Genomic DNA, 18452 nt, shown 5'->3' with positions numbered 1-18452 from the left:
TGAATATAGGTGAGCACCACCCAACACAGCAGATCGCTCGCGAAGATAGTTATTCAGTGTTTCCAAAAAAATAAAATGACATGGAGTAATAAATAGGGTTTATTCGTTCTTTTTTTGCTTTTCATTAGAAAAATCATTGGTAAACTGATCAAACTGTGGCAATTGTTATCAACATTCTTCTAGCTAAATATGAAAACCAAAACATTATTTATCCTAGCAGCCTTTATTTTGCCGGGTTCCATACCGCACGCGATTGCTCAAACGAATATCTACAAGCATGTCGATAAAGACGGCAATATCACGTTTACCAACCGGCGTATCCCGAACGCGGAAAAAATATCGATCGCTTCATATTCGAGAAATTCCGAATCCAATCCGACACGACTGCAATCCAACGGGAATGCGCCGCGGATAAAAGACACGACGCAAAAAGAGCGCGATACGGTGCGCCGGCAAATTTTGCAAAAGGAATTGACGGCCGAGGAAAAGCATTTCAGCGAAACCCAAACCCATCTGGATCAATTCAGCAACAACCCCGAAGCGGGCAATTTCCAAGAAAAAACCGTGCAACTCAAAAATAAATTATTCCTGCACCAAAGAAATATCACCGCGCTGAAAAAAGAACTTGGCAGACTATAGCTGTTCTAAAAATCACGAATAGCTGATGAGGTTTGACTGATGAAAAGAAATACCGGTTTGTTTGCCGCCTTGCTTTTTCTTTCCTGCCCGATTCAGGCCGGTGTTTATAAGCATGTCGACGAGCACGGCAAAGTAACGTACTCCAATGTGCCTTCCAATAACGCCAAGAAAATTGATTTGCCGCCGCTTGTAGTCGTGCCCTCGGTCGATTCCGGCGATGTGGAAGAAAGAATCGCAAAACGCCGTGAAACGATGAAACTCGATGAACAACGCGAGCAAATTCAAAGCAAAATAACGGAAGAAGAAAAACGTCTCAGCGAACTGAAAAGCGAATACAAAGACGGCAATCCGGACCGCCTGGGCAGTGAGCGCAACTACCAGCGCTACCTGAATCGTGTCGAGCGGATACGCGAGGAAATCGACGCCCGGGAAAAAAATCTGAACGGATTAAAAAAGGAGCTTCAGGAGTTATCCGGCAGCAGCAAATAATCTCCGCTCACGGAGACAATTCCACCATCACGGGCGCATGATCGGATGGGCGTTCCAGCTTACGTACCGCTTTATCAATCGCACACGTCATACAAGCACCGGCAAGCTCGTGACTCAGCAGTATGTGATCGATGCGCAATCCCCGGTTCAGGCGGAAAGCCATCATGCGGTAATCCCACCAGGTATACGATTTCTCTGCTTGCTCGAACAGCCGGAAGCTATCCTCAAGCCCCAATTTCAGCAACTCACTGAAAGCAGCGCGCTCCGGCTGGCTGCACAATACTTTTCCTTGCCAGAGTTGCGGATCATAGACATCGCGATCTTCCGGTGCGATATTGAAATCGCCTAAAATGGCCAATTTCTTATAATCTTGCAGTTCCTGTTGCAGCCACCCGGTCAAAGCAGGCAGCCATCGTAATTTATAACCGTATTTCTCCGATTCAACGCTATCACCGTTCGGCACGTAGACGGAAATGACGCGCACATCGCCATAAGTTGCCGCGATCACTCTTTTCTGCTCATCCGCAAACCCTGGAATCCCGGTAATGACTTCATTTCCTTGTTGTTTGCTGAGTATCGCAACGCCGTTGTAGGTTTTTTGCCCGGTAAAAATAGACTGATAGCCAACTGCCGCGATTTCGCCCGCCGGAAAATTTTCATCGGTCAGCTTGGTTTCCTGTAAACATAACATGTCCGGTTGATTCGCCTGCAACCAATCGATTACTTGCGGCAACCGCACTTTGAGCGAGTTTACGTTCCAGGTGGCTATCTTCATTATGTTTTCACTGTTTTTCAAAAATACCGGATCATCGAAAAATATCGTACCGGCAGAATTTGTCATGCCGTTCAATCCTTGGCGTTATGCACAACCAATTGATTGAACGGTATGACCCACTGCTGCTGATTGCAAACTTCCACGGCATAACGTTGCATGGCGAACTGAATGGTGAAAAACTCTCCGGCGACCGTACCATCGAACGATGCGATCAGTTTGTAATCCAGCGACGATGTATTGGCTTGCACAAATCGCACCGCCACATCGATTAATGACTGACCATAGGATTCCTGCAGCAAACCGCGGCGGATGCCATCGCATAATATTTCCGGAATGACCGTGATGCACTGCGCTTGATGTTTGTAATCAATGCGGAAATCGCTGACAACCGTAAATCCAAGTGAGAGATTTTTCGGTTTGGCCGCAAGAAAATCGGGAATACTATACGTAATGGGCATCCACCCGTTCGTTTGCGATAATAAAATATTTTCCAAAGTAATGTAGTTAACCATGGCAAAAGTATTATCGGACAGCATCACGTAATCACCCACTTGGCACGGAAACCAAGGCTCGTTCATTGCATACGGCCGGGAAACGTATTTGGCTAACTCAGCCAGCGTCAATCGCAATTCCAGGCCGGGGAGCACCGGATTGGTCAGTTTGGTGTAGTAATTCAAACTCTCCACTTTCATCGGAATGCCATTATAGATAATGCACTCACCTTCCCTGACCGATCCGGTATTGAGCAATATCCGCAGCTCGTTGATATAGCTTGGAATAGAGCTTTTCAATATCCAGACTATACTGATCAGCAACAATACTGTAATTCCGGTCAATACCTGATCGTTACGCGCACTGAGTACGTAAAATGCCGCCGTTATCGATAACACGGTCATCAGGAAGTGATAACACAAGGTGATAATACGCTGATAGTAAGTGCTTCTTTCCTCTTCCTTGCGATTGGTAAGCCAGCGCAAGAACTTTAACAACAACAGCATCGAAAAATAAACACTGATGAAGGCACTCAGCGCCAGCAGCAAAGTTGCGCCGCGCCCGGCGGCAAATTGCTGGATATGTTCACCCAGCGATACTTCCTTGATGGCCTGCGATTTGATCATTTCATCGAGCTGCAATTGCACGACTTCCAGCAAATGCTGATTTTCTTCCAACTGGCTTTGCCATTTACCGGCAATCCGTTCAAATTCCACCAGTGCTTCTTTTTCAAACCCTGCTTTGTTAATTCCGGCGATATGCTTCAATACTTCTTGAATGATGCGAACTTGTGATTTATAAAAGTCGATTTTTTTTTGCAGATTATCCGTCTTGCGTTTTTTCTCCGTGAACTGACGCAACTCGCTCATGATCGGCTGCACGATCTCCAGCAAATCCTTTTTCCAATCAAACTCGCGCTTATCCACCGTCTCTTCACGGCTTAACTCCAACCCGGCTGTCAGTATCATTTCAAACGATGATTCCTGTTCCGCGATATCGTCGCTTAGTTCATTCAGTTCAGCTTGAATTCGTTTTTTTTCCTGCTCCGTCTTGGCTTTCAGTAGCAATCGCGATTTCGATTCTGCTGCAACTTTTTGCAGTTTAATGCTTCTGATAATGTCATTCAGCTTGACGACGGTCTGTTCTTTTTGCTTCTCCTTTTCATCGGCGATCAACGGTATATCGATCTTACCGGCAGCGGTACCCGCAGCCAGTAACATCGCGCCGGATAAAAGAAAAACCAGTAGACCAGAAATAAAATCAGCTTTCATAGTTCAGCAAATGAATAATTGATTCTGATTGGCAGAACAGCGTCTATTCTGAAGACATCAATCGGCAAAGAAACGTTCGACTTCCGCCAGATCGCGCGTCCGCTTCATCGGTGGTAAGCTTTGCCATATTTGTTTGCCGTAGGTTTTCGTGGTCAGGCGTGGATCGCAGATCATCAATACGCCGCGATCCGCTTCATCGCGGATCAACCGGCCCGCACCCTGTTTCAGATTGATCACGGCACGCGGTAATTGATATTCCATAAACGCATTCCTGCCCTCGCTGTTCATTTTATCGATGCGCGCGGACAACACCGGATCGTCCGGGGGTGCAAACGGCAGTTTATCGATGATCACCAACGACAGCGCTTCGCCGCGCACGTCGACACCTTCCCAGAACGACTGGCTGCCGATGAGCACAGCATTGTTCAATGCCCGGAAGCGTTCCAGCATACTGGAGCGCGAACCCTGCCCTTGCAGCAACAGCGGAAAATCGAAATCACCGGCAGTCTGCAGCAACTCATGCACACGCTGCATCGCGCGCAAGCTGGTGCAGAGAAAAAAAGCCCGCCCGCGGCTCGCGCGTAACACCGGCAACGCCGCTTGCACAACCCGGTCGGTATACGTTTTATCATGCGGCTCCGGCAAACCTTGCGGTACATACAGCAGCGCCTGCTGCGCGAAGTTGAACGGACTCTCCCAGCACGCCGTTTGCGCCGCAGTCAGTCCCATTTCGTCATTGTAGTGGCTAAAATCCTTTTTCACCGACAACGTCGCCGAAGTAAAAATCCAGGCGCGCGGCGATGAAGCCATTTGCCGCTGAAAAATCTCCGCAATCGACAGCGGTGTCGCGTTCAATTGCAAAGCATGGTGATATACCTCGACCCAGCGCACATGATCCTGCATCCCGGTTTCGTCGCGCCAGCGCTGCATCAGATATAAATGCCCTGCGGCACGCTGACGGCAATTTTCCAGCCCTTCGGAACGCTCCGCTTGGCTCTCCAACAATTTCACCAGAGCCGTCAATTTCTCCAGTAAATTGTCCAGCGCATCGCTAAAACCGCGATTTTGCTTCACTGCCGCCAGCGATAACCGCGTGTTTTCTTCCGCAATCGTCAGGCGCACGTCGCGCGCAGCTTTTTCCATCGCCGCGATGGCATCCTGCAGCGCGGTAAAATCCCCAGCCGCCTGAACCGCTTCCACTTTGGCATCGCGCGCCAGATCGAGCAACTGCCCGGTGCTGACCGATTCGCCGAAAAACAAACTGGCGGTTTCCGGCAACTGGTGCGCCTCATCGAATATGACGGTATTGCACGCCGGCAGCAGCTCCGACAATCCCTCATCGCGCAACATAACGTCGGCAAAAAACAAATGATGGTTCACCACCACGACATCCGCCGCCAGCGCTTGCTTACGCGCCTCCATGACGAAACATTTTTTGTAACTGGGACACTCGGAACCCAGGCAACTATCGCGCGTGGACGTGACGTTCTGCCAGATCGCAGCATTCTCGGGAACCTCGCTCAATCCACTTTTATCGCCGCTTTGACTTCGATTGGCATAGCGCTCGATCAATTGCAAATAGTGAATCTCATCGCGGTTGATGAAACTGAGGTGGGTATCCTGCAAACTTCGTTCCAGATGGTAGTGGCAAATATAATTGGCGCGCCCTTTCAGCAATGCCACGGTGACAGGGATTTTCAGCGCCGCACGCACGGTCGGAATATCGCGATTGAACAACTGATCCTGCAAGGTTTTAGTGCCGGTCGAAATAATCACCTTGCCACCCGCCAGCAGCGCAGGCGCCAGATAAGCAAACGTCTTGCCGGTACCGGTACCCGCCTCGGCCACCAGAATTTGATGCTTGGCGATCGTATCCGCAATCGCTTGCGCCATTTCCACCTGCTGTGCGCGCGTACGGAATCCTGCAATATGCTGCGAAAGCGCGCCGTCCGGTGCGAAAATAGAATCGATATCAAACATAAAATCAGGAAAGCGGCTGCTAAAAATAAAAATGCGCCCTACTTTTGCCGGAACCGCCAAACTCGGGAATAAATCGGGAAAAACCTGGTGCATTATACTGGATGCGCAAAAGTTAGCGGTTGGTGTTCGCTTCGGCATGAAAAATGGTTTATAAATCCGCCTGATATTGCTAATATTCACCGCCGGTTAGATGAAAGATTAATTTGTAATTTGCGCAAATGAAGAATCAGGGGGATATGTGACAGAGGCATACGATGTTTTTATCAGCTATGCGCATGCTGATAATAAAATTCCTCATGGCTCCGCGGCTGAAATGGGCTGGATCGGTACTCTTGCAGCCAATCTGAATACCGGTCCGAACGTTCTCGAGAAACGGATCTTCATTGATTATCAACTCAAACCGGGCGACGAATTCAGCGACACGCTGATCGACAAAGTAACCAACAGTAAACTATTAGTCCTGTTTCTGTCACGAAACTACGCCGAATCCACATGGTGCGGTAAAGAACTGAAGCATTTTATCCAAGCACATTCCGCTAACCCGGAAAAACCGGTTGATGTTTTTGTCGTTGAGTTGTTTCCTTATGAACAACTGACCGGTTTGCCGGAAAACATCCGGAACATTCGCAAGCACAACATTCATGCAAAATTCTGGGTTCAACCCATCGATGGCAGTGTACCCATCCTGGCTGGTTACCCTACGCCCAGCGACAATGACGACAAAGTCAGGATTCACTATTGGAATTCGCTTAATACGCTGCGAACGGCTATTGACGAACGTTTAGCCAAAAAAACCGTTCTCCCAGCGATAAATCACACCGGAGCGGTGGTAAAAACCGTTACTACTAAGTCTGACGATCATAAAGCGGTAACACCCTGCACTATTCTGCTCGCGGATGTCACCGATGACTTGGAACCCAAGCGCAATGAAATTAAATTGGCGCTTGAAGCGGAGAAATTTCTGGTGCTACCGGATGGCGACTGCGTTGGCTTGTCGATAGAGGAATTTAATAGCGCTTTCCCGAGAGATCTCAAACGCAGCGAATTGTTTGTGCAACTGCTGTCGCCCACGGTAGGACGCAAAACCAAAGGATACCCGGCACCACTCCCGCAATTGCAATTTCAGCTCGCACGTGAAGCTAGCAAGCCAATCCTGCAATGGTGCGAACAATTGCCGGTTTCTGGTCAAATCAACGATCAAGCGCACGCCAAGTTGTTTGAAACCGAATTCCTTCGTGTCACCAATCTGAATAACTTTAAAACCGAAATCATTGAGCGCCTGCAAGCGGAAAAAGCTAAGCGCAGTAAAGCGATTTCAGCGTCGCTTCAATCATCGCAATCCAAATTGGGTAAAAAGGTCCTTTTTGTCGATGATCTCGCCAGTACCGATGATTTGAGCAAAACTTTGCGTGCCACCATCAAACAACATCGGTATGACATTCGCGCCCTGCCCGATGAGGCGCCTCTGGGTAACAATGGCATCGACATCAAGGAATTTCTGCGCCCCTGCCTGGCCGGAATTACCATTTATACCGACAAAAGCAAATTTCTAACGGCACACAGCCGTTTGACCTTTTTTCTGAACCAAATCGCGGAAGCCGATCTTCCTTTGTTGCGTTGGGGTGTCTATTTGCTCGACGGCGATGTCGCCAAGGTTTTCGGCATCGATTCCGAAGATGTCGTGCCCGTCTACGAGCAAGATTTGGTGTCATTCCTGCAAGGGCTGACGCAATGAAGCGCATTACCCTCACGCTTCCCGCGCCATATGTCGGCTTGCGGCCGTTTGAGGAAAAAGATGCCTTGCTGTTTTTTGGCCGCGAAGCGCATGTGCGGGATTTGCTCGCCAAATTGGAGCATCAACAGCGTTTCATTGCCGTAATCGGTGCTTCCGGTTCGGGCAAATCGTCGCTGGTTCGCGCTGGTTTGATTCCGGCATTGCACCGCGGTGCGCTGGCATCGGCCGGATACCGCTGGAACGTGCACATCACCAAACCTGGCGATGCGCCGCTGCACAATCTGGTGGAAAAATTGACCGAAGATCAACGCTGGATCGATGGCGACGACCGCACAGCATCGATGGCTTCGTTACGCGCGCAATTTGCGATCAATCCACTGGCGCTGGTCGAACAGTATCAGCGGCGCGCCGCATTGTTCAACGTCGAAGCCTTGCTGCTGGTCGTCGATCAGTTCGAGGAAATTTTCCGCTACCGCCAGCAAAACGTCGACGAAGCGGAAGCGTTCATCAAGCTGCTGTTGCGTTCGGTATCCGAATCCGGGCAGGTGCCGGTTTATGTCGTGATCACGATGCGTTCCGATTTTCTCGGCAACTGCGTAACGTTCTTCGGTTTGCCGGAAGCGATCAACAGCGGGTTGTACCTGACACCACGGCTGCGGCCGGAGCAACTGAAATCGATCATCGCCTCTCCGCTCGCCCTGATCGGTAGCGATATCGATCCGGTGTTGGTTAACCGTCTGATCAACACGCTGGAAGGCGGCGATGAACTGCCTGTTCTAGAGCACGCCTTGCTGCGCATGTGGAACCATGCCAAGGATAAAGGGCGCAACCGCATCGAAGCACAAGACTTTGCCGTCATTTGCAAACCGCCGGCAACGAATGAAGGCGAAGCCATGCCCAAGCTGGCATTCGCCATCGATAACCACGCGTCGGAAATCTACAACCAACTCACACCGCAACAGCAAGCGATTGCCCGGCAAGTATTTCCGGCACTGGTCGAGCGCCGTGAAAGCCGCGACGTGCGGCGGCCGCAAACCTTACAACAATTGATCGAACTGACCGGTGATTCCAATCGAGATTCTGTGCTGACGGTAATCAATGCATACCGCAAAGAAGGCGCAGGTTTTCTGTTGCCACCGGCAACTGAAACTATTACTGAAGAAACGCTGATCGACATCAGTCACGAAAGCTTGTTCCGCCAATGGCATTTATACAAGAAATGGCTCGACGAAGAAGCGCTCGATGCTGCCGAATTGAAAGAGTGGCATTATCGCTTGGAGCGTCACCAACAAACCGGCAGTGGCTGGCTGGATGAAAATGACAGCCATCGTGCATTGCAATGGTTGGAACGCATGAACAAATACTATGTGCCCCAGCAGTGGGTAACGCGCTATCTGGGGCAGCACGATTTCCAATCGATTAAGACATTCATTGAAAACAGTCATCGAATTGTTCAAAAGAAACAGCAAGCCGAAACTGAGCGATTGGAAGCGGAAGCCGCACTGCAACGCCAATTAGCGGAACATGCCGAAAAAGAAAAGCTACAAGCCGAAGCATTTGCAAAATCAAGCCGCATCAAGAGTTATTGGGCCATCGGCGCAGCATTGGTTGCAATCCTGTTCTCGGTCATTTCTTTTGGATTTTGGCAGCACGCAGAGCAAGAAAGAATCCGCGCGGATGGGGAAAAAGATCACGCCACCCAAGCCAAGAATCATGCCGAGAAACTGGCGCGCTCTGGGCATGCAAATGCTTTGATTTCTACCGCGGAAAATTTGAAGCTTGTTACGCCAGATCAAAGTATTTTGCTTGGATTGGCTGCATGGAAAATAGACAATAGCGCAAAAGTCGAAAGCCACTTACTTAGTGTTTTTACTGCCTATACGTTCCAAGCCAGTTTACGAGGTCATAATTATGAGATTAATGACGCTCAATTTTCCCCAGATGGCAAAACAATTCTGACAAGTAGTCGAGACAAAACTGCCCGGCTGTGGGATACGGTAAGCGGTAAGCTGATGTATGTGTTGCAGGGGAATGATGCTGGAGTTAGTGCCCAATTTTCCCCGGATGGCAAAACGGTACTGACCTATAGTAGTAAAAATAGAGGCCATGTCAAAACCACCCGGCTGTGGAATGCGTCAAGTGGCCAGCTATTGTACGTGCTGAATGGTGGTGAAGAACATTTTTGGGACGTTCAGTTTTTCCCGGATGGCAAGACGGTACTGGTCAGTAGCAAGGACAATACTGTCCACTTGTGGGATGCAACAAGCGGCAATCTATTAAACGTGTTACAGGGTCATAAAAAAAATGTTTCAGGAGTTAAACTTTCACCCGATGGCAAAACGATACTGACTTGGAGTGGACATGAAACTGCTCGTTTGTGGGATGCGGTAAGCGGCAAGCCATTGCACGTACTACAAGATCATGAAGGATTTTTTGAAGATGCCCAGTTTTCTCCAGATGGAAAGTTGGCCTTGATCTGGAATTACGACAAAATTTTTTACTGGGATGTGGCAAGCGGCAAGCCATTGCATGTGATGCAAGATCACGAAAAGAAAAATCACCAAAGAATTGTTTTGGGTGCCCAGTTCTTCCTAGATGGCGGAACGATTTTGACTTGGAGCTTTGAAAATATCGCCCGGCTTTGGTCTTGCGATGTTTGCCGCCCCATCGAGGAAATTGCCGCAGAACTGAAACGCCGCGTCGGACGCGACCTGACTGATGAAGAGCGCCGCCGCTTTGGTGTGGCGGATATCATCGCGCAAGAACAGTAATTTTGAACACACTCGAGGAAATTCAGCATGACTGAAAATACAAACAATCCCAAACCGGATACCGCACGCCGCGATGTGCAGCCGGAGGCCAGTCATGTGCTCGACTGGAGTCTCGAACACCGCCGTGAATCGATTCATACCGTGTATCAACGCGCCGAAAAGCACGCGCTGGATGCGATCGACTGGTATTTGCTTTCCAAACGCCAAAAGAAATTCTGGGCACAGGGACTCAGGCTTGGCACCATCGGCTTAACAGCGCTGGCCGGTCTTTTGCCCATCATCAGCGAGATTTATCAATTTTCATCACCAGCCTGGGCTTCCATTGCTTTAGGGTTGGCGGGCGTGGCTTTGGCCATCGACAAGTTTTGCGGTTATTCGTCCGCGTGGATGCGCTTCATCGCCGCCGAGCATCAGATCCGGCAAATTCTGCACGAATTCCAGATGGATTACGAGCTGGAACAAGCCGGATGGGATAACGCGCAGCCGAGTGTGGAACAAACGCAAGCCGTTTTGAGCCGCTGCAAAGCATTTTTGTATCAAGTGGACGCCATTATCCGGCAGGAAACCGATCAGTGGCTGGCTGAGTTTCAGGATGCGCTGAAGCAGATCGACAACGGTACGAAAGCCAAAACCGCTACGCAAGACACGAGCAAACCAGCGTAACGCTCAAGCGGATTTACCCGGCAACAACCGTCGCGCCCACGCCAGTAACAAATCGGTCATCATGTGCGACCCCATCAATCCACCCAGCAAACCGGTGAGCGTTGCGTTGACCACCGGCTCGCTGCCAAACGACGGAATCGGTAACCAGCCGGAAACTTGCTGGCCATAGAAAGAGCAAAATGTCAGCAGCAAACCGGCGACGACACCCGCCGGGACACGGATGAGCTAGGTCCAGACCGTCGCACCTGCACGGCTGACCGCCAGCAGCGCGCCGACCAGTGCGGCGAGCGCGGAAATCAGGTAGGTGTTGGACAAATCCACGTTGGTTTCGGTGAGCGTCGGATAAAACGGCACGTCGAGCATTTTGAAGTGATACAGGCCGCGCTCCAGCAGATGAAACCGCTCGATGGCTTTACCGGCGGAGAATTTCACACTGCGATCTTCGACCAGATGTTCATGATTGGTCAGCGGATCAACCCGGTACACACCGAGCTTGCCGGATTCGACACCGTGCGCATTCAGTTGCACTTCGACCGGCGTTTCGAGCCACGGATTAAACTGCTCGACCGCGAGGTGCACCCACGGATGCGCATTCAAACCATCCTCGCGCGTAACGCCGCAGGTGATGCGATAAATCGGTGCGGTCGGTATCTGATCGAATCTTCCTTGGCTGAAGCTGATACTGCGCCATGGTTCCAATGAATCGAACGTTTCGCTTTCGAGCACGCGCAACAGCTTTTGCCGCAACGCTTGCGCTTCCGGCAATTCGTGCTGGCCGCTGAGCGCCAGATTTGTAACGCTTCCTTGGTCGAGCCGCTGTTGACCGGCCCCAATATCGCCACGACATGATCTTCTTGCACCAGCTTTATCGCGCCGTCGGCCGCCATTTCTGGCTTGCCGCTATCGTTCCACGGAATCAACTTGAGCTTTATCTGCAAATCGCCGACCTGCAGCGGTTCGAAGTGGTCAAACACCAGCCGGATGCTTTCCTCGAGCGATTCACCGGCCAAAACCAAGCTGCTGCCATCCTTGGGCGAAATGATACCGATTGCGATGGCGTTCCGGTCCATCGCTTTGGCATGCAGCGCCAGCAGGATCAGCACAATACCGCAAAGAACAGTCAACCGCCGCATGAACAGCGTGATCAGCGATTTTTGTCCAACTGCGCGATCCATAACTCCTCCCGTTGCCATTCTGTTTATGCGCGTGTTAATTTATTCTTCCCTGATGTTACCTTGCAAGGTATTACATGAACAAATTGCTGTTATTCGGCTACGGCAATCCCGGACGCGGGGACGATGCTTTAGGGCCCTTGCTCATTGAACGTGTCAATCAGCTTGGATTAGCCGGGATCACCTGCCTCGTTGACATGCAACTGTTGATTGAGCATGCTACCGACTTAAGCGGATTCGATCAGATTATTTTTGCCGACGCCGACATGTCGTGCCGGGAGCCTTTCGAATACTCAGCCGTGCGCGCGGAAAAAGACGATAGTTATACCAGCCATGCCTTAACACCGGCGGCATTGCTGCATGTCTACCAGCACATCCGGCAAGGTGCAGAACCGCCGGCTTTTTTACTGCGCATCCGTGGTTATCGCTTTGAATTGGGTGATGCTTTAAGCACGCAGGCGAACCACAACCTGATTGCAGCGATCCGTAAAATCCGGCAGTGGCATGCACAACACGCGTGAAAAACTTACTGTGAATTTGAAGCTTTCCCAGTTTTAGCGATAATGGCATTTGATTTTTTCGACTCCATGACATCAGGCAATCGATGCACGAACTATCGCTCGCCGAAAATATCCTGCAACAGATCGAGGAAGCCGCGATTGCGCAGCCGTTTAACCGCGTCAAAACGGTGTGGCTGGAAATCGGTCAACTGGCTTGCGTCGAGCAGGAATCGTTGCGTTTCTTTTTTGCCGTGGTGACGGAAGACAGTATCGCCCGGCAAGCCAAACTGGAAATTATCGATATTGCAGGACAGGCGGTATGCCAAGCATGCAACCGCATTTCTCCGGTTGCCGCGTATCATGAAGCCTGCCCGCACTGCGGCAGTTATGCGCTGCAAGTCACGCAGGGTAATGAAATGCGTATTCGAGAACTGGAAGTGGAATAAAAGGAAGCGATTATGTGTACGACTTGCGGTTGCGGGATTGGCCAAACCCGTCTGAATGGCAAAGCAATGCCAGTGCGGCCGCGCGCCGATGAGCAGTTGCGTTTCCGTCCGCTGCAATCCGGCCAAGCGCACCCGCATGAACTTGCGCCATCAACTGTTGCAGACCGGCAGGCGGCTGACACGATTCATTTCGGAACCGGCATTGCCGGTACGCATGCACCCGGCATGAGCCAGACCCGGATAGTGAAAATCGAACGCAACATTCTGGCAAAAAACAATCAGTATGCTGCCGAGAACCGGCGGTACTTGGCCGGGCGCGGCATTTTCGCGCTCAATCTGGTTTCCAGTCCGGGTTCCGGCAAAACCACCTTGCTGGTAAAAACCATCGAATTACTGCGTGACCGGCTCCCAATCGCCGTGATCGAGGGCGATCAGCAAACCGATCATGATGCCGCACGTATCCGCGCGACCGGCGTTCCGGCGCTGCAAATCAATACCGGCAAGGGCTGCCATCTGGATGCGCAGATGGTCGGCCATGCCTTGCAGCAGTTGCCACTGCAGCATAACAGCCTGCTGTTCATCGAGAATGTCGGTAATCTGGTGTGTCCTTCCGGTTTCGATTTGGGCGAAGCGCACAAAGTGGTGATTCTGTCGGTCACCGAAGGTGAAGACAAGCCGTTGAAGTACCCCGATATGTTCCATGCCGCGGATTTGATGATGCTGAACAAATGCGACCTGTTGCCCTATCTGACTTTTGACGTCAATTTGGTCATTGACTATGCACACCGTGTTCACCCCGGATTGCCGGTGATGCAGATTTCCGCCACGCAAGACAGCGGCATGCACGCTTGGGTCGATTGGATTGAAATCGGTTGCCGCCGCGCGGCAGCAATTTCTCAAGCAGCACAACCGCACGACTCTCAACTTGGTTGATCCATTCGACACACCTATTGCCCTAACCATCGGCGGTCCTCCCGTTTTAGCCTGCGGCGCCTGGTTAAAAAATACCGTCTGCGTAACGCAAGGAAATACGGTGCATATTTCTCCGCTTATCGGCGATTTGGCTACGGCGGAAGCACGCGATCAATTCGATCAGACCGTGCAGCGCATGTGCCGGGACTATGCCATTCAGCCCGCCATCGTGACGCACGACCTGCATCCAGATTTTTACAGCACGCAATTCGCGCAAGCTTATGCTGAGCAACAGCAAATTCCGCTGCTCGCAGTGCAACACCATCACGCCCATATCGCTGCGGTCTGTGCCGAACATCAACTAACCGGACCGGTATTAGGTCTGGCGTCGGATGGTGTCGGCTTGGGAACGGATAACGCGCCGTGGGGTGGTGAATTGCTGCTGGTCGACGGCGCCCGTTTCGAGCGGCTCGGTCATTTGACACCGCTGGCTTTACCCGGCGGCGATCGCGCCGCGCAGGAACCTTGGCGCATGGCGGCAGCAGCATTGACCCGGCTTGATCGCGGCACCGAAATTACCCGGTATTTCCCGGATCAACCGGCGGCTGCGACGGTTGCTACGATGCTGGCAAGAAATCTGAATTGTCCGCAAACGTCCAGCATGGGGCGTTTATTCGATGCGGCGGCCGGTCTGCTCGGCATCTGTGCGATTCAATCGCACGAGGCGCAAGCTGCAATACAGTTGCAGCAGCTGGCCGAACAGCATGGAGAAATTGCAGCATTGGCGGAAGGTTATCGCATCAATACGGACAACCATCTGGATTTTTCCCCCTTACTGGCTGCGATGATCGATTTCCACGACGCCAAGCACGATGTTGCTCATGCCGCTGCTCTGTTTCATGCGACGTTGATCACCGGATTGACGGAGTGGCTGGAACGCTCGGCCAAGCAACATGATATTTCGCAATTGGCACTGGGTGGCGGATGTTTTCACAACGCCGTATTGCGGCACGGCTTGATGCGCCGGTTGACTGCTGCAAATTGCACGGTATTCGCCGGTCAGCGGTTATTGCCGGATGATAGTGCGATCGCACTGGGACAAGCATGGGTGGCACTGCACCATAACCCGTTATAATAGCGATTTGCTATTGCTTAAGGCTTTACAATGAGTAACTACGTACAACGTTTTCTTCTGGAAAACCTCGATATACGCGGCGCTGTGGTGCATCTGGATTCCGTTTGGCAGGCGATGCTGGCCGGACGCCATTACCCGCAACCTGTGACCAAGCTGTTGGGCGAAATGAGCGCAGTCACTATGCTGTTAGGAGAAAACCTCAAGCAAACCGGCCGGTTGACGATCCAACTGAACGGCAGCGGCCCGGTTTCGATGCTGGTCATCGACTGCACCGACACTCTGCACCTGCGCGGCATGGCCAAATGCGAACAAAATATCACAGTGCAGACTGCGCCCGATCTGCTCGGGGACGGCCGGTTGGTACTCACGCTGGATATGCCGTCGATGCGCGAATGTTACCAAAGTATCGTGCCACTCGACGGCGACAACATCGCGGAAATCTTTGAACATTATTTCAGGCAATCGGAACAATTGCCTTCACGGTTATTTTTGGTCACTTCGGATAACGCCATTTTCGGTTTGCTGCTGCAAAAACTGCCCGCCGCCGATCAGAAAGATCCCGACGGCTGGCCACGCGCCGAGGCCCTGGCAGCAACAGTTCACGATCAAGCATTATTCGATTTGACCGCGGAAGAAATACTGACACGGCTGTTTTATCAGGAAACCATCCGCATTTTCGACGCCCAGACCATTTATTACGGTTGCCACGATGATCCCGCCAAGATTTACGCCATGTTGCGTTCCCTGGGTCGGGAGGAAGTCGATTCGATTCTGCAGGAATTCGGCGAGGTCGTTGTCAACGACGACATCTGCAACCGTGAATACCGTTTCGATGCCTTGGCAGTCGACGCCATATTCCGCGAAGCCGGGCCGACGGTTCATTGATTCATTGAAATAGAAAGACAATCACTTCATAAATTCCAAGCATCCTCGCAGTAAAGCTCATTGATATTCTACTCACCTACTTCAGTTTGTAGTTATTGTCACAGACGATAAGTCATTTATTTATCATAATACAAAAAAATTAATTGTCATGTCTCGCAATCATTATTTTGACAATTGGCTGATCACACCTTTCATGGTGCTTATTTATCTTTTCTTTGCCTTGGTGACGCTGCTGAGCGCGCGCTCAGACTCAGAGCGGCGGCCATGCATGCAAAAAAGGAAATACTCAGGCGGTTGAATACAAATTCCGCGCAATCGCCAATTTGTGAGTGGCGATATTGGAAAAACGATAACATTGCAAAACTGAAATCATTGAGTGTAGAAATTGAAAATTTTAAAGAAGGGATATTCAAGCCGTAATTGCATCATCCGATGATATTATCTTTACTCATGTCATTTAGCGGTGTCGGTGGAGTTTATTTGATCGAGTATCTCTTATAATTTTGCAATCATGTTACGCAATAGTTTTTGATGCTTGATCGTTGGCTTATATTCACATCTTTTTCACATTTACTAAGATATGATCGGCTCAATAATATCCCCGGTGAGTAAACGGTTTCTCGAAAAAGCTTAATTTCCGGGTTCACATTACGAAGTAAGGAGAATTAAAATGACACTACGAATTGCACATGTTGACGATGATGCGGATATTCGCGAGGCGGTTGGGCGGATTCTGTGTAAAAACGGCTATGAAGTTGACAGTTATCTGTCGATGCAGGACTTTATCGATTCACTGGAAGATGAAAGCAAACGGCCCGATCTGGCGATTCTTGACGTAATGGTCGAATCTATGGATTCCGGTTTGACTACCTATGCAAAAATCCACAAGCGTTTTCCGCAAATACAAACCATCTTTCTAACCTCCTTGGGTGACATGATCAGACCCTATTTTGAAGATGGATCGCATGAATGGGTGTGCATCATGGAAAAACCCGTTGAACCGGTCAGTTTATTGGCGACTATCAACGACCGTTTAAAACAAGCAGGAGCAGCTGCGTAACCGGATTCTTCAAGAATGGCAACTACGGAATTCTCCTGGGACAAACCAAACAATAGCCAGAATGTTCTGCTCGAAATAAAAGGAGACAAGCTTAAACTCAGTGACGATGTTTTAATCAGCAATATCCGCTGGTTTATTACATTTCGCTGGGCGTTGATTGTCACACTGGTTTTTTTCGAAATCTTGATGCTGTCTGCATCGGATGTTCTGATGCAATTCGGTATCAGCGAGCAACAGAAATGGCCGGTTGCAGTAATTATCGTATTAGTGTTCGCCAATATCGCCTACATTTTCGCATTAGAACGTTGCAAGCCCGGCAAATTTAATTCACCTACCATTAATTTGTGGGTACAGATCATCGTTGATCTGATCTGTTTATCTGTTGTCGTGCATTATATTGGCAGTACCACTACGCCGATTTCCTTTTTTTACGTATTGCATATCGCACTGGCCTGCATCTTTTTTTCCACCCGGGAAAGCCTGTACGTAACGATCTTGGTCTGTTTCATGGATACGATCGTGATCGTGATCGATAACTTTCTGGTAACTCAGACACCGCTCTCAACCCTGCTGAATGGTCATTTCTTATCCGAAAGCTCACGCCGGGACGATGCAATGCTGTGGATGTTTTTTCTCGACATTTTGTTTTTTATCGTCTGGTACGTTGTCTCGCGGCTCTCCTTGATTGTTCGGGCGCATGAACGGCATCTTTTGGATGCCTACAAACAAATTAACCAGGCGCAAGTGGAAAAAGATCAGTACGCCGTATTGATGACGCATCAGCTCAAATCGCCGCTTGATGCAATCCGCAGTAAAATCAACCTGATCAAAGGAGGCTATTGCGGAGATGCTTCGGACGGCGTTAATGAAGCATTGGATAAGATCGATAGTCGTGCCCAAAGCATGTCGAGCTTGATTCTGGATTTGCTCAGACTCGAACGCTTGAAAGATACCTGCCTTAACACTGCAGTTTTCGAATCTGTCGATATTCAAGCTACACTGCAAAAATGTATTGAAAAACTAACGCCGGTTGCCAATGCAAAACATATCAAGCTCAATTTATCGATTGATAACTTTTTCTGTAAAGTCATTCCCGATCAACTCGATATTCTGCTGGAAAATATTATTACCAATGCAATCACATATTCGCATAACAATGCACCGATTGAAATCACATCCACTGTCAACCGGCGTAATCAAAGCGCCACCATTACCGTTACCGATCATGGCATCGGCATAGAGAGCAAAGACTTACCGAATATATTCAATGAATATTTTTACTCCCCCCGGGCGGCACTGCATAACAAGGCAACCAGCGGGATCGGTTTGTCGATCGTAAAAATCGCTGCGGAAAACAACAAATTGAAAATCAAGGTGACCAGCGAACCCGGCGCAGGCACTTCTTTCACCATCATTTTCAACAACATTGAATTACCTGATTGACGTAGTCGGCTTCAATCCATGTTTCCGGCTAAATTCCGTCGTTACGCTTGCTCGTTAGGAAAGCTCTGAAAAAGGTAGCGATGA

At 50.1% G+C, this 18452-nt stretch carries 19 protein-coding genes; 13 read left to right on the top strand and 6 right to left on the bottom strand.

Annotation, left to right across the window (positions count from 1 at the left end; translation table 11 throughout):
* Nucleotides 1–189: 189 nt before the first annotated feature.
* Nucleotides 190–639, top strand: a complete 450-nt coding sequence (locus HRU78_05855; protein QOJ23236.1) for a DUF4124 domain-containing protein — start codon at nt 190–192, stop codon at nt 637–639.
* 39 nt (nt 640–678) lie between these two features.
* Nucleotides 679–1128 (top strand): DUF4124 domain-containing protein, encoded by a 450-nt coding sequence (locus HRU78_05850; protein ID QOJ23235.1) that lies wholly within the window; start codon nt 679–681, stop codon nt 1126–1128.
* 7 nt (nt 1129–1135) lie between these two features.
* On the opposite strand, the gene xth is transcribed toward HRU78_05850, so the two are convergent.
* From xth to HRU78_05835, 3 genes are all read right to left on the bottom strand, one after another.
* Nucleotides 1136–1903, bottom strand: coding sequence for an exodeoxyribonuclease III (gene xth / locus HRU78_05845; protein QOJ24938.1), 768 nt, complete (start codon nt 1901–1903; stop codon nt 1136–1138).
* A gap of 71 nt (nt 1904–1974) precedes the next feature.
* Entirely contained in the window at nt 1975–3666 is a 1692-nt protein-coding gene (locus HRU78_05840; GenBank protein QOJ23234.1) for a hypothetical protein, read from the bottom strand.
* A 57-nt stretch (nt 3667–3723) separates the two neighbouring features.
* A complete protein-coding gene (locus HRU78_05835; GenBank protein ID QOJ24937.1) occupies nt 3724–5646 on the bottom strand; it encodes an ATP-dependent DNA helicase in 1923 nt (640 codons plus the stop codon).
* A 238-nt stretch (nt 5647–5884) separates the two neighbouring features.
* Between HRU78_05835 and HRU78_05830 the strand changes: the two genes are divergently transcribed.
* From HRU78_05830 to HRU78_05820, 3 genes are read left to right on the top strand one after another with little or no spacing between them, the layout of a single operon-like run.
* The gene (locus HRU78_05830; protein QOJ23233.1) at nt 5885–7381 is read left to right on the top strand and encodes a toll/interleukin-1 receptor domain-containing protein; all 1497 of its coding nucleotides are present in this window, start codon (nt 5885–5887) and stop codon (nt 7379–7381) included.
* Nucleotides 7378–10152, top strand: a complete 2775-nt coding sequence (locus tag HRU78_05825; GenBank protein ID QOJ23232.1) for a WD40 repeat domain-containing protein — start codon at nt 7378–7380, stop codon at nt 10150–10152. The genes HRU78_05830 and HRU78_05825 overlap by 4 nt, the downstream gene beginning before the upstream one ends.
* Before the next feature lie 27 nt (nt 10153–10179).
* A complete protein-coding gene (locus tag HRU78_05820) occupies nt 10180–10815 on the top strand; it encodes an SLATT domain-containing protein (protein QOJ23231.1) in 636 nt (211 codons plus the stop codon).
* A gap of 3 nt (nt 10816–10818) precedes the next feature.
* On the opposite strand, the gene HRU78_05815 is transcribed toward HRU78_05820, so the two are convergent.
* Genes HRU78_05815 through HRU78_05805 form a run of 3 tightly spaced genes read right to left on the bottom strand, consistent with a single transcriptional unit; the run spans nt 10819 to nt 11990 of the window.
* Nucleotides 10819–11007 carry a hypothetical protein gene (locus HRU78_05815; protein QOJ23230.1) on the bottom strand — a complete coding sequence of 63 codons (189 nt, stop codon included), beginning with the start codon at nt 11005–11007 and terminating at the stop codon, nt 10819–10821.
* A 33-nt stretch (nt 11008–11040) separates the two neighbouring features.
* On the bottom strand, nt 11041–11412 hold the full coding sequence (locus tag HRU78_05810) for a hypothetical protein (protein ID QOJ23229.1): 372 nt from the start codon (nt 11410–11412) through the stop codon (nt 11041–11043).
* Nucleotides 11409–11990, bottom strand: coding sequence for a hypothetical protein (locus HRU78_05805; protein QOJ23228.1), 582 nt, complete (start codon nt 11988–11990; stop codon nt 11409–11411). The genes HRU78_05810 and HRU78_05805 overlap by 4 nt, the downstream gene beginning before the upstream one ends.
* A gap of 74 nt (nt 11991–12064) precedes the next feature.
* On the opposite strand from HRU78_05805, the gene HRU78_05800 reads away from it, so the two are divergent.
* The 8 genes from HRU78_05800 to HRU78_05765 all read left to right on the top strand — a co-directional run bounded on the left by HRU78_05800 (nt 12065) and on the right by HRU78_05765 (nt 18368).
* On the top strand, nt 12065–12508 hold the full coding sequence (locus tag HRU78_05800) for a hydrogenase maturation protease (GenBank protein ID QOJ23227.1): 444 nt from the start codon (nt 12065–12067) through the stop codon (nt 12506–12508).
* Between the two features lie 83 nt (nt 12509–12591).
* Complete coding sequence (gene hypA / locus HRU78_05795; GenBank protein ID QOJ23226.1) at nt 12592–12933, top strand: hydrogenase maturation nickel metallochaperone HypA; 342 nt, start codon at nt 12592–12594, stop codon at nt 12931–12933.
* A 12-nt stretch (nt 12934–12945) separates the two neighbouring features.
* A complete protein-coding gene (gene hypB, locus HRU78_05790; protein ID QOJ23225.1) occupies nt 12946–13866 on the top strand; it encodes a hydrogenase nickel incorporation protein HypB in 921 nt (306 codons plus the stop codon).
* Nucleotides 13796–14980, top strand: coding sequence for a carbamoyltransferase HypF (locus tag HRU78_05785; GenBank protein QOJ23224.1), 1185 nt, complete (start codon nt 13796–13798; stop codon nt 14978–14980). The genes hypB and HRU78_05785 overlap by 71 nt, the downstream gene beginning before the upstream one ends.
* A 30-nt stretch (nt 14981–15010) precedes the next feature.
* Nucleotides 15011–15865: an Hsp33 family molecular chaperone HslO gene (locus HRU78_05780; protein QOJ23223.1), complete on the top strand. Its 855-nt coding sequence runs from the start codon at nt 15011–15013 to the stop codon at nt 15863–15865.
* Nucleotides 15866–16039: 174 nt separating this feature from the next.
* The gene (locus HRU78_05775; protein QOJ23222.1) at nt 16040–16285 is read left to right on the top strand and encodes a hypothetical protein; all 246 of its coding nucleotides are present in this window, start codon (nt 16040–16042) and stop codon (nt 16283–16285) included.
* Between the two features lie 250 nt (nt 16286–16535).
* A complete protein-coding gene (locus HRU78_05770; GenBank protein ID QOJ23221.1) occupies nt 16536–16925 on the top strand; it encodes a response regulator in 390 nt (129 codons plus the stop codon).
* A gap of 15 nt (nt 16926–16940) precedes the next feature.
* A complete protein-coding gene (locus HRU78_05765; GenBank protein QOJ23220.1) occupies nt 16941–18368 on the top strand; it encodes a HAMP domain-containing histidine kinase in 1428 nt (475 codons plus the stop codon).
* Nucleotides 18369–18452: the final 84 nt, after the last annotated feature.

The organism is Gammaproteobacteria bacterium, from assembly GCA_015709635.1.
Classification (GTDB): Bacteria; Pseudomonadota; Gammaproteobacteria; order Burkholderiales; family Nitrosomonadaceae; genus Nitrosomonas.
This window is presented reverse-complemented; position numbering and strand designations above follow the sequence as displayed.